Source organism: Micromonospora sp. NPDC057141 (assembly GCF_042670805.1).
GTDB lineage: Bacteria > Actinomycetota > Actinomycetes > Mycobacteriales > Micromonosporaceae > Micromonospora.
Window position 1 is genome coordinate 1 of record NZ_JBHUVA010000004.1, and the last position, 11,897, is coordinate 11,897.

At 73.3% G+C, this 11,897-nt stretch carries 10 protein-coding genes; 3 read left to right on the plus strand and 7 right to left on the minus strand.

What is annotated here, in order from left to right; genetic code table 11:
- Positions 1–142: 142 nt before the first annotated feature.
- From ACFT41_RS04570 to deoC, 3 genes are read right to left on the minus strand one after another with little or no spacing between them, the layout of a single operon-like run.
- Positions 143–982 (minus strand): aldehyde dehydrogenase family protein, encoded by an 840-nt coding sequence (locus ACFT41_RS04570; RefSeq protein WP_377589358.1) that lies wholly within the window; start codon positions 980–982, stop codon positions 143–145.
- Complete coding sequence (locus ACFT41_RS04575; RefSeq protein ID WP_377589359.1) at positions 975–2,426, minus strand: aldehyde dehydrogenase family protein; 1,452 nt, start codon at positions 2,424–2,426, stop codon at positions 975–977. Before ACFT41_RS04575 ends, ACFT41_RS04570 begins: the two co-directional genes overlap by 8 nt.
- A gap of 5 nt (positions 2,427–2,431) precedes the next feature.
- Positions 2,432–3,391 carry a deoxyribose-phosphate aldolase gene (gene deoC / locus ACFT41_RS04580; RefSeq protein ID WP_377589357.1) on the minus strand — a complete coding sequence of 320 codons (960 nt, stop codon included), beginning with the start codon at positions 3,389–3,391 and terminating at the stop codon, positions 2,432–2,434.
- 124 nt (positions 3,392–3,515) lie between these two features.
- On the opposite strand from deoC, the gene upp reads away from it, so the two are divergent.
- Positions 3,516–4,148 (plus strand): uracil phosphoribosyltransferase, encoded by a 633-nt coding sequence (gene upp, locus ACFT41_RS04585; RefSeq protein WP_377589356.1) that lies wholly within the window; start codon positions 3,516–3,518, stop codon positions 4,146–4,148.
- Between the two features lie 149 nt (positions 4,149–4,297).
- Positions 4,298–4,975, plus strand: coding sequence for a GPP34 family phosphoprotein (locus tag ACFT41_RS04590; protein WP_377589355.1), 678 nt, complete (start codon positions 4,298–4,300; stop codon positions 4,973–4,975).
- A gap of 89 nt (positions 4,976–5,064) precedes the next feature.
- Here ACFT41_RS04590 and ACFT41_RS04595 read toward each other — a convergent pair whose 3' ends face one another.
- The 4 genes from ACFT41_RS04595 to ACFT41_RS04610 form a co-directional block, all read right to left on the minus strand.
- The gene (locus ACFT41_RS04595) at positions 5,065–5,268 is read right to left on the minus strand and encodes a DUF397 domain-containing protein (protein ID WP_377589354.1); all 204 of its coding nucleotides are present in this window, start codon (positions 5,266–5,268) and stop codon (positions 5,065–5,067) included.
- Positions 5,261–5,698 (minus strand): DUF5753 domain-containing protein, encoded by a 438-nt coding sequence (locus tag ACFT41_RS04600; protein WP_377589353.1) that lies wholly within the window; start codon positions 5,696–5,698, stop codon positions 5,261–5,263. Before ACFT41_RS04600 ends, ACFT41_RS04595 begins: the two co-directional genes overlap by 8 nt.
- A 304-nt stretch (positions 5,699–6,002) precedes the next feature.
- A complete protein-coding gene (locus ACFT41_RS04605) occupies positions 6,003–7,775 on the minus strand; it encodes a phospho-sugar mutase (RefSeq protein ID WP_377589352.1) in 1,773 nt (590 codons plus the stop codon).
- Between the two features lie 57 nt (positions 7,776–7,832).
- Positions 7,833–10,100: a protein kinase gene (locus ACFT41_RS04610; protein ID WP_377589351.1), complete on the minus strand. Its 2,268-nt coding sequence runs from the start codon at positions 10,098–10,100 to the stop codon at positions 7,833–7,835.
- Positions 10,101–10,313: 213 nt separating this feature from the next.
- Between ACFT41_RS04610 and ACFT41_RS04615 the strand changes: the two genes are divergently transcribed.
- Positions 10,314–11,894, plus strand: a complete 1,581-nt coding sequence (locus tag ACFT41_RS04615; protein WP_377589350.1) for a methylmalonyl-CoA mutase — start codon at positions 10,314–10,316, stop codon at positions 11,892–11,894.
- Positions 11,895–11,897 lie beyond the last annotated feature (3 nt).

Sequence of the window (11,897 nt, forward strand, 5' to 3'; positions counted from 1 at the left end):
GAGATCAAACGCTGCCTCAAACGCTACGTCGCCCGAGAGCTCTACCGACGCCTCGAAACCCCAACCGAAGCACTTGACGCGGCATAGGAGCGTCCGCCCGGAGCGGGCGGGCTCCCCCCGAAAACCCAAGGGCGAGAAGCGATCACATCCCCTTGGGATGCCACACCGTCTTCGTCTCCAGCAGCGCCGTCATCCGGGCCAGGCCCGGGTCGGCGTGCCAGTCGTGGTCGGCCGGGGCCGGCCGGAGCACCCGCTTCAGGTTCTCCGCCGCCCGGACCTCCAGCTCGGCGGCGAGCGCCGCGTCGCCCACCCCGGTCAGGTCGATCGCGTTCACGTCCAGGTGCGCGGCCAGCGTCGGCACGGTCTCGGTGAGCGCGCCGGTGAGGATGTTCACCACCCCGCCCGGCAGGTCGGAGGTGGCCAGCACCTCGGCCAGGGTCACCGCCGCCAGCGGCTCGGTCGGGGAGGCGGCCACCACCACCGTGTTGCCGGTGACGATCGCCGGGGCGATCACGCTGACCAGGCCGAGCAGCGCCGGGGACCCGGGGGCCACCACGGCCACCACGCCCGTCGGCTCGGGCGCCGACAGGTTGAAGTACGGCCCGGCGACCGGGTTCGCGCCGCCGTACACCTGGGGGAGCTTGTCGGACCAGCCCGCGTACCAGACCCAGCGGTCGACCGCCGCGTCGACCTCGTCGGCCGGCACGCCGAGCGCGACGAACTGCTCGCGGCGGCCCTCCAGCATCTCGGCCACCCGGTAGAGGATCTGACCCCGGTTGTACGCGGTCGCCCCGGCCCACCCCTTGACGGCGGCGCGGGCGGCGACGACGGCGTCCCGCGCGTCCTTCCGCGAAGCAAGAGACACGTTCACTGCCTCGCCGCTGCCGCTTTGCACGAGATACGACCGTCCCGACTCGCTGCGCGGGAACTTCCCGCCGATGAAGAGCTTGTACGTCTTACGCACCGCGACCCGCTCAGACATCGAGGTATCCCTCCAGCCCGTGTCGGCCGCCCTCGCGACCGTAGCCCGACTCCTTGTAGCCCCCGAACGGGGAGGTCGGGTCGAACTTGTTGAACGTGTTGGCCCAGACCACCCCGGCGCGCAGCCGGTCGGCCAGCCACAGGATCCGGGAACCCTTGTCGGTCCAGATCCCGGCCGACAGCCCGTACGGCGTGTTGTTGGCCTTCTCGACGGCCTCGGCCGGGGTGCGGAACGTCAGCACGGACAGCACCGGGCCGAAGATCTCCTCCCGGGCGACCCGGTGCGCCTGGGTGACCCCCGTGAAGATCGTCGGCGCGAACCAGAAGCCGCGCTCGGGCAGCTCGCACGGCGGCGACCAGCGCTGCGCCCCCTCGGCCGCGCCCGCGTCGGAGAGCTCGCGGATGCGGGCGAGCTGCTCGGCCGAGTTGATCGCACCGATGTCGGTGTTCTTGTCCAGCGGGTCGCCGACCCGCAGCAGCGCCATCCGGCGCTTCAGCGACTCCAGCACCTGCTCGGCGACCGACTCCTGCACCAGCAGCCGCGACCCGGCGCAGCAGACGTGCCCCTGGTTGAAGAAGATGCCGTTGACGATCCCCTCGACCGCCTGGTCGACCGGGGCGTCGTCGAAGACGATGTTCGCCGCCTTGCCGCCCAGCTCCAGGGTCACCTTCTTGCGGGTGCCCGCGACGGACCGGGCGATGGCCTTTCCGACCTCGGTCGACCCGGTGAACGCGACCTTGTCCACGCCCGGGTGCTCGACCAGCGCCCGGCCGGTGTCGCCCGCGCCGGTGACGATGTTGACCACGCCGGCCGGCAGGTCGGCCTGCTGGCAGATCTCGGCGAACAGCAGCGCGGTCAGCGGGGTGGTCTCCGCCGGCTTGAGCACCACCGTGTTGCCGGCGGCCAGCGCCGGGGCGATCTTCCAGGCCAGCATGAGCAGCGGGAAGTTCCACGGGATGACCTGCGCCGCCACGCCGAGCGCCTTCGGATCAGGGCCGCCGTGCTGGCCCGTCGGCCTCCGGCCGAACCCGGCGTGGGACAGCTTGTCGGCCCAGCCGGCGTAGTAGAAGAAGTGCGCGGCGACCAGCGGCAGGTCGACGTCCCGGGACTCCCGGATCGGCTTGCCGTTGTCCAGGGACTCCAGCACCGCCAGCTCGCGGGAGCGCTCCTGGATGAGCCGGGCGATCCGGAACAGGTACTTGGCCCGGTCCCGGCCCGGCATCGGGCCCCACACCTTCTCGTACGCCGTGCGGGCGGCGCGGACCGCGCGGTCCACCTCGGCCTCGCCGGCCCAGGCGACCTCGGCGAGCACCTCCTCGGTGGCCGGGTTGACCGTCTTGTGGAGATCCTCGCCGTCGACGAACTCGCCGTCGACGAACAGGCCGTAGGACGGCCTGAGGTCGACGATCGCGCGGGACTCGGGCGCAGGGGCGTATTCGAAGATCACGCTCAGTCCAGGGTGAAGTAGTCGGGACCGGAGTAGACGCCGGTCGTCAGCTTGGTGCGTTGCATGAGCAGGTCGTTGAGCAGGCTGGACGCGCCGAACCGGAACCAGTCCGGGTCGAGCCAGTCCGGGCCGACGGTCTCGTTGACCATGACCAGGTACTTGATCGCGTCCTTGGTGTTCTTGATCCCGCCGGCCGGCTTCACGCCGACCTGCCGACCGGTGGCGGCGCGGAAGTCGCGGACCGCCTCCAGCATCACCAGGGTCACCGGCAGGGTCGCCGCGACGGGCACCTTGCCCGTGGAGGTCTTGATGAAGTCGCCGCCGGCCAGCATCGCCAGCCAGGACGCGCGGCGCACGTTGTCGTAGGTGGCCAGCTCCCCGGTCTCCAGGATCACCTTCAGGTGGGCGTCCCCGGACGCCTGCTTGGTGGCCACGATCTCGTCGTAGACCTCGGCGTACCGCCCGGCCAGGAACGCGCCCCGGTTGATCACCATGTCGATCTCGTCCGCGCCGGCCGCCACGGCGGCCCGGGTGTCGGCGAGCTTGACCTCCAGCGGCGCCTGCCCGGACGGGAACGCGGTCGCCACGCTGGCCAGGTGCACTGCACTTCCCCGCAGCACCTCGGCCACGTGCGGGACCATCGCCGGGTAGACGCAGACCGCGCCGACGTGCGGGCAGGACGGGTCGGCCGGGTCGGGGCGCAGCGCCTTGGCCGCGAGCGCCCGCACCTTGCCCGGGGTGTCGGCCCCTTCGAGGGTGGTCAGGTCGACCATCCGGATGGCCAAATCGATCGCCTGGGCCTTGGCCGTGGTCTTGATGGAGCGGGTGCCGAGCTGGGCCGCCCGCTGCTCCGCGCCGACCTGGTCCACGCCCGGCAGGCCGTGCAGGAAGGTCCGCAGAGCGGTCTCGGATCGTCCCAGCTCGGAGAGGTCCGACCGGGCCGACGTCGCTGTCGCCGTCATGCCCGGAAGTCTACGCACCCGCGCGCCGCGTGATCTTGGTCACGGGACCGCCCTGTCGGCCCTGGAGGTGAGTGGCGTCGCTCCCCGTGTCCCGGGACCCGACCGTTCGGTAGGTTGACCGATCGTGGACGTACACGTCATCGATCACCCGCTCGCCCAGTCGCGGCTGACCGCCATGCGGGACGCGCGCACCGACTCCTCCTCCTTCCGGGCCGCGCTGCACGAGCTCACCACCATGCTCGTGTACGAGGCAGCCCGCTCCTTCCCCGTCGAGAAGTACCCGGTGCAGACCCCCGTCACCGGCGCCGAAGGCACCCGGCTGGCCAACCCGCCGCTGCTGGTGCCCGTGCTGCGGGCCGGTCTCGGCATGGCCGACGCTGCGCTCGCCCTGCTCCCCGAGTCGTCCATGGGCTTCGTCGGCCTCGCCCGCGACGAGGAGACGTACGAGCCGCGCGCCTACCTGGAGTCGCTGCCTCGCGACCTCGCCGGCCTGCCCGTGCTCGTCCTCGACCCGATGCTCGCCACCGGTGGCTCCCTGGAGCACTGCTGCCGGCTGCTCGCCGACCGGGGCTGCACCGACATCACCGTGCTGTGCGTGCTCGCCGCGCCCGTCGGCATCGCCCGGCTGGAGCGGTCCGGCCTGCCGTTGCGCCTGGTCACCGCCTCGATCGACGAGGGCCTCAACGACAAGATGTTCATCGTGCCGGGCCTCGGCGACGCGGGCGACCGCCAGTTCGGCGGCATGCCCCGCTTCTGAGTGCAAGGAAGGGCCCCCTATCAACGCCTACGGTATAGAGGGGTCCCCTTCTCACCGAGGCGAGTGCGCGCAGTGGGCGCAGCTGGCGAGTGGGCTCAGGGGCGAGTTGGCGCGCGCGGGGGTGCGCTCAGGCGCTAGCGTGTCCGGCCATGACTGGTGTTGCGCTGGCCGAGGAGTTGCTGCTCCTCGCGTACGACGATGAATCCGGCAAGGCGACCATGCCGCGGATCAGCCTCGACCTCGGGATGGCCGCCGCCGTACTGATCGAGTTGGCCCTCGCCGGCCGGGTCGCATACGCCGATGGGAACCTGGTGGTCACCGACCCCGCGCCCACCGGCGAGTCGATCCTGGACGAGGTCCTGGGCCGGATGGCCGCCGATACGCCGCACACTCCGTCGTCCTGGGTGCAACGGCTGCGGCACGGCCTGCGCGACCGGATCCTGGCCGTCCTGGTCGCTCAGGGCGTGGTGCGCGACGTCGAGGAGACGGAGCTGGGCTTCATCCACGTGCATCGCTACCCGACGGCGGACGGCACCGTGGAGGAGGACACCCGGCGGCGGCTCGCCGAGGCGCTGGCCGGCGGGCAACTCCCCGACGAGGCGACGGCGGCGCTGGCCACGCTGGTCGCGGTGCTCCGGATGGAGCCGGCGCTCGGCCTTGCGGGCGAGGCCGCCGTCGACGCCCGGCGCCGGCTGGAGGAGATCGCGGGCGGGGCCGGCTTCTCCGGCACCGTCAGCCTGGACGACTCGGTGGTGCGTCCGTCGGTAGCCCTGGTGGTCACCGCCCTGGGGCGGGCGGTCGACGCCGCCCTCGGCAAACGCGCCTGAGGCGTCGCCGAGGCGCGGACCAACGAGGCGCGGGCTCGCCGGGCCGCGGTGGGCCCGGCCAGCCGGGTCAGCCTGTCGGTGGAGCTCCGTCAGCGGGCGAGGCGGTTGGCCTTGACCTCGGCGACGAAGGCGGACCAGGCGGCGGGCGGGACGGTGAGGGCCGGCCCGCCCGGGTCCTTGCTGTCGCGGATGCCGACGATGCCGGCGAGGTTGTCGGCCACCTCGACGCAGTCCCCGCCGTTGGTGCCGCTGCGGGTGCTGGTGCGCCAGTGGGCGCCGGTCAGGTCAGTCATAGCACTCTCCCCGGATCGCATCGATCAGCTCCGCTGATTGTCCCTCGCCGAGGGCGAGGGAATCCAGACCGGACCAGACCCGTTCGTACGCGGCGATCTCCGCCGGCTGGTCGAGGTAGAGCGCGCCGGTCAGCCCCTCGACGTAGACGGTAGGCGGCTCGGTCGGGGCGCCGAGCGCTGAGAGCGGGAAGTCGAGCAGCACGAACGTGCCGGCCTCGGCGGCCAGCGGCGGCCCGGCGGCCAGCGGCAGCACCCGGACGGTGATGTTGTGCCGCTCGCCGACGGCCAGCAGGTGCCGGAGCTGGTCGGCCATCACCGACCGGCCCGGCACCGGGCGGCGCAGCACTGCCTCGCTGAGAATCACGGTCAGCCCGGGGGCCGGGGGCAGCCGCCGGGCCAGCAGCCCCTGCCGCTGGAGCCGGAGGCTCACGATCTTCTTCCGCTCCTCCTCGCCCAGCTCGGGCCGGTTGTGCTGGAAGAGCGCGGTGGCTCGCAGAGCACCCGCACGTCCGGCGTCTTGGCCGGGGTCAGGCCGCGCTCGATCCGCCAGAGCGCCGCAGCCAGCGAGCCCGGCGAGGCGGCCACGGGCACACCCGCGACGCCCCTTCCGGGCCCGCCGAACACTCGTCGTGCCTCGCCAGGCGGGCGCACACGCCCATTAGAGAATGGCGGATCTCCGGCCGATCCTCCGCTCGCCTCAGCTGTAGGAAGGGAACCCTTCTATACCGCAGGCGTTAATGAGGGGCCCTTCCTTGCACCAAGGCGGCGATTTCTGCGCGGAGGGCCGCCAGTGCCGTCGCCGCGCGTTTCCGGGCCGCCGGCACGTCGCCGTCCGCGACCGGCTCCACCACCTCCAGGTACGCCTTCAGCTTCGGCTCGGTGCCCGACGGGCGGATCACCACCCGGGCCGCGGCGGAGCGCAGGATCACCACGTCCGCCTCGGGGAGCAGGTCCCGCGCCTCGGTCACCGGTTGCCCGAGCAGCGTCGTCGGGGTGGCCGCCCGCACCCGGGCCATCGTGTCGGCGATGATCCGCAGGTCGTCGACCCGCACCGAAAGCTGGTCGGTGTGGTGCACGCCGAACTCGGCGGCCAGCTCGTCGAGCCGGTCGGTGAGGGTGCGCCCCTGCGCCTTGAGCCCGGCGGCCAGCTCGGCGACGGTCAGCGCGGCGGTGATGCCGTCCTTGTCGCGTACGTGTTCCGGGGCGACGCAGTAGCCCAGCGCCTCCTCGTAGCCGAAGACGAGCGGGTCGGCCCCGCCGCCGGCCCGGACGATCCACTTGAACCCGGTGAGCGTCTCGTCGTACGGCAGGCCCCGGGCGGCGCACATGGCCCGCAGCAGGGACGACGACACGATGGTGGTGGCGTAGAGGCCCTGCACGCCCCGGCGCATGAGGTGGTCGGCGAGCAGCGCGCCGACCTCGTCGCCGCGCAGCATCCGCCAGCCGCCGGCCCCGTTCGCACCTGCCGGGCCAGCACCACCCGCCGGGCCCGCTGCGTCCGTCGCACCGCCGTCGCGGACGGCCACCGCGCAGCGGTCCGCGTCGGGGTCGTTGGCGATGGCCAGGTCCGCGCCGGTGCGCCCGGCGAGTTCGACGAGGCGGTCCACCGCCCCCGGTTCCTCCGGGTTGGGGAAACTGACGGTGGGGAAGTCCGGGTCCGGCACCGCCTGCTCGGGCACCACGCCGGGGATGCCGAAGCCGGCGCGGGCGAAGGCGGCGGTCAGCACGGCCGCGCCCACCCCGTGCAGCGGCGTGTAGGCCACCTTCAGGCGCCGGGGCCCCGCCGGGTCGACCACGGCGGCGGCCCGGTCGACGTACGAGACGGCGAGGTCGTCGCCGACGGTCTGCCCGGCCGGGCCCAGCGGCACGTCCGCGAGGGGGCCGACCGCCCGGATGGCGGCCTCGATGCCGGTGTCGGCGGGCGGCACGATCTGCGCCCCCGCGCCCAGCTCGCCGCCGAGCTGCGCGCCGAGGTAGACCTTGTAGCCGTTGTCCTGCGGCGGGTTGTGGCTGGCGGTGACCATCACACCGGCCGCCGCGTCGAGCCGCCGCACCGCGTACGCGAGCACGGGGGTGGGCAGCGGGCGGGGCAGCAGCAGCGCCGGGCGGCCCGCGCCGGTGGCCACCTGGGCGGTGCGCTCGGCGAACTCCCGCGAGCCGTGCCGGGCGTCGTACCCGATGACCAGCGGGCCGGTGGCGTCCTGGGCGGCGAGCCAGGCGACGAGCCCGGCGGCGGCCTGGGTGACGACGGCGAGGTTCATCCCGTTGGGGCCGGCGCGCAGCGGGCCGCGCAGCCCGGCGGTGCCGAAGGTCAGCGGCCCGGCGAACCGGTCGGCCAGCTCGGGCGCGCTCGCCGGCAGCCCGTCGAGCACGGCCTGAAGCTCGTCGCGGGTGGCCGGGTCGGGGTCGTCGTCGAGCCACCGCCGGGCCTGGTCCCGAAGGTCGTCGAGGTCCCGCGTGTCGGCACGGTCGCGTGTGTCGTCAAGGTCAGTGGGTTCCGCCGCCATGGCTCTTGATAGCACGGCGGCGGATCACCACGTCGCGTCGGCCCGGCCGAACCGGGGTCAGTTGCTCCCGCCGCCGAGCTTGAACGAGGCCACCATCTGGTCGTAGATCGGCTTGCTCTCGGCGAACCGGGCGTCGGTCGAGGAGAGGTAGAACGAGTAGACCCTGCCGTCGTGCACCACCCCGCGCCACACGCCGTGCCGCTTGCTGTCGCCGTCGCCGCAGGTGTATTCGAACTCGGCCGCCGCCTTGCCGTCGAGCTCCTGCTCGGTCATCGACAACTGGTTGTACGGCTTCTGGCAGGAGGCGGACCTGTTCCGCAGGCCGTTCGCCGCTATCTCGGCCCAGCGCATCGACGAGGTGCTCCACCGCTCGGCGAGGATGCGCACCTTGCGGCTGTCGTCCTGCGGGTCGATGTAGTCGACCCACACGCCCCCGTCGGCGCTGCGGCGCTCCCAGCCCTTCGGGACCTGCACCGTGACGCCCTTGGCCGACTGCTCCTGCATCTCCACCCCGGGACCGGCGGGCGCGGCGGCGCTCGGCTGCCCCTGCGGGGTGGGCGGCGGCTTCGGGTCGTCGCCGCCGGTGAGGGCGAACACGGCGATCAGCAGCAGCACGGCGAGGCCACCGGCCGCCGCGAGCTGCGCCTTGCGCGGCCAGCCCTTGACGGTGGCGACGAGGCCGCCGACCCCGCCGCCGGTGGCCGGGGCGGGCGCGGTGGCCGGGGTGGCCCACGGCTGGCCGGTGCCGGGCACCGACCACTGGCCGCCGCCGTAGGCGCCGCCGCCGACGTGCTGCGTGGCGTCGGGGGAGCCGCCGAAGCCGGGGACCGGCTGCGTGGCATCGGGCCGGCTGCCGTAGGTGACCCGCTGCGTCGCGTCGGGCCGGGGCCCGAACGGCACCTGCTGCGTCGCGTCGGCCGCACCACCGCGGAAGCCGGGGACCGGCTGCGTCGCGTCGGGCGAGCCGCCGAAGCCGGACACCCGCTGCGTCGCGTCCGGCGAGCCGTCGCCCTGGGGCACGCGCTGGGTGGCGTCCGGCGACCCGCCGTACGTCATCCGCTGGGTGGCCTCCGGCGCAGCGCCCGCGTCGACCCGCTGGGTGGCCTCCGACGAGCCGCCGTACGTGCGGCCGGCCGGCGGGGGCGGCGAGGGCATCGCCCCGGTGGGGGTGTGCAGTGGGCCGGCGAGCGCGTCGGCGCTGGTGTCGTCCAGCGCGGCGGCGCTCGCGGCGGCGGCGGTCTTCTTCTTGTTCCTGCCCTTCTCGCCCCGGCGCAGCGCGGCCAGCCGGTCGGTCAGCGACTCGCCGGGGGCGAGCATCGCCCGGCCGCCGATCTGCCCGCTGGGCTTCGGCTCCTCGGCGGCCGGCGGCGGCGCGACGACGGGCGGGCGCGGCTTGACCGGCACCACCGCGTACGGGTCGGTGACCGAGTTGACGGCGGTGGCGGTGCTGGTCAGCGGGCCGGCGAGCAGCTCGCGCAGCATCGCCCGGGCGGTGTGCACGTCGAGGCGGCGGGCCGGGTTCTTCTCCAGCAGCCCCATCAGCACCCGGGTCAGCGGGCCGCTGCGCTGCGGCGTCGCCGGCGGGTCCTCGACCACGGCGTGCATGGTCTCGATCGGGTCGCCCCGGTCGAACGGGGGCCGGCCCTCCACCGCCGTGTAGAGGGTCACGCCGAGGGAGAACAGGTCGCTCGGCGGGCCGAACTCCTGGCCCATGGCCCGCTCCGGCGAGATGAAGTGCGGCGAGCCGAGCACCATCCCCGGCGTGGTGAGCTGCACGTCGGTGGGGAGCTTGGCCACGCCGAAGTCGGTGAGCACGCACCGGCCGTCGGTGCAGATCAGCACGTTGGCGGGCTTGACGTCGCGGTGCAGCACCCCGATCGCGTGGGCCACCTCCAGCGCGCCGAGCAGGGCGATGCCGATCTTGGCGACTGCGCGGGGGGCCACGGGCCCGTCCTCGATCACCATGTCGGCGAGGCTGCGGGCGTCCAGCAGCTCCATCACGATCCAGGGGCGGCCACCCTCGGTGACCACGTCGTACACCTGGACCACGGCCGGGTGCTGGATGGCCGCCGCCGCGCGGGCCTCGCGCAGCGTGCGTTCGTACATGGCGTCGCGGTCGCTCGGGGCCAGGCCCGGCGGGAGGACGACCTCCTTCACCGCCACGTCCCGCCGCAGCAGGGTGTCTGTGGCACGCCAGACCGTGCCCATGCCGCCGTTGCCCACCGCGGACCGGAGCGAGTAGCGGTCACCGATGGTGGTGCCGGCTGCCGCACGTCCGTGGGGTGGGCTGACTGGTCCGCCGCTCCACGTCGGGATCTGAGTCACAGAAAAGCCACCGGGGGAAATCGAGGGGGCTGGGACACAAGCCCCCCTATCTTGCTGGTTCCGACGCCCGATGCGAAACCCGACGCGACGGACGTTTACCGAACCGGACCCTACGTGGCCAGGTGTTCACCCTCGGGGTCGGCGGGAAAGACAGGGGTGCGGTGTGCGGAATCCCTCACTCGTCGGCGCGGCGGCACGCCCTACCATCCGGGAATGAGCGAACGGTCGAGCGAGTCCGGCTTCCCGATCAAGGGTGTCTACACCCAGGCGGACCTGCCGGAGGGCCTGCCCGACCGGCTGGGTGAGCCGGGGGAGTTCCCGTACACCCGTGGGGTCTACTCCACCATGTACACGTCCCGGCCGTGGACGATGCGCCAGTACGCCGGCTTCGGCACCGCCACCGAGAGCAACGCGCGCTACCACCAGCTGCTGCGCGCCGGCACCATGGGCCTCTCCGTCGCGTTCGACCTGCCCACCCAGATGGGGTACGACTCGGACGACCCGATCGCCCACGGCGAGGTCGGCAAGGTCGGCGTCGCCATCGACTCGATCGAGGACATGCGGCTGCTGTTCGACGGCATCCCGCTGGACAAGGTCTCCACCTCGATGACGATCAACGCCCCGGGGTCGGTGCTGCTGCTGCTCTACCAGCTCGTCGCCGAGGAGGCCGGGGTGCCGGGCGCGGCGCTCAACGGCACCATCCAGAACGACATCCTCAAGGAGTACATCGCCCGGGGGACGTACATCTTCCCGCCGAAGCCGTCACTGCGGCTGGTGGCCGACACGTTCGCCTACTGCCGGGCGGAGGTGCCGAAGTGGAACACGATCTCCATCTCCGGCTACCACATGGCCGAGGCCGGCGCGACGCCCGCGCAGGAGATCGCGTTCACCCTGGCCAACGGCGTCGAGTACGTCCGGGCCGCGCTGGCCGCCGGGCTGGCCGTGGACGACTTCGCGCCCCGGCTGTCGTTCTTCTTCGTCGCCCGGACCACCCTGCTGGAGGAGGTGGCGAAGTTCCGCGCCGCCCGGCGGATCTGGGCCCGGCTGATGCGCGACGAGTTCGGCGCGAAGAACCCGAAGTCGACGATGCTCCGGTTCCACACCCAGACGGCGGGCGTGCAGCTCACCGCCCAGCAGCCCGAGGTGAACCTGGTCCGGGTGGCGATCCAGGGGCTGGGCGCGGTGCTCGGCGGCACCCAGTCGCTGCACACGAACAGCTTCGACGAGGCCATCGCGCTGCCCACCGAGAAGGCCGCCCGGCTGGCGCTGCGCACCCAGCAGGTCCTCGCGTACGAGACGGACCTGACCGCCACCGTCGACCCGTTCGCCGGGTCGTACGTGGTGGAGGCGATGACCGCCGAGATCGAGGCGGCGGTGGTGGCGCTGATGGGGCGGGTGGCCGACCACGGCTCGGTGGTGGACGCCATCGAGGCGGGCTTCCAGAAGCGGGAGATCGAGCAGTCGGCGTACACCATCGCCCAGGAGATCGACTCGGGTGAGCGGGTGGTGGTCGGCCTCAACCGGTTCACGATCGACGCCGACGAGCCGTACGAGCCGCTGCGGGTGGATCCGACGATCGAGGCGGCCCAGGCTGAGCGGCTGGCGAAGCTGCGGGTGGAGCGGGACAACGCGGCCGTCGAGCGCGCGCTGGGCGAGCTGCGTGCCGCCGCCGAGGGCACGGCGAACGTGTTGCCACCGATGAAGGAGGCGCTGCGGGCCCGGGGCACGGTGGGCGAGGTCTGCGGCACCCTGCGCCAGGTCTGGGGCACCTACCGCCCCAGCGACCGGTTCTGACTC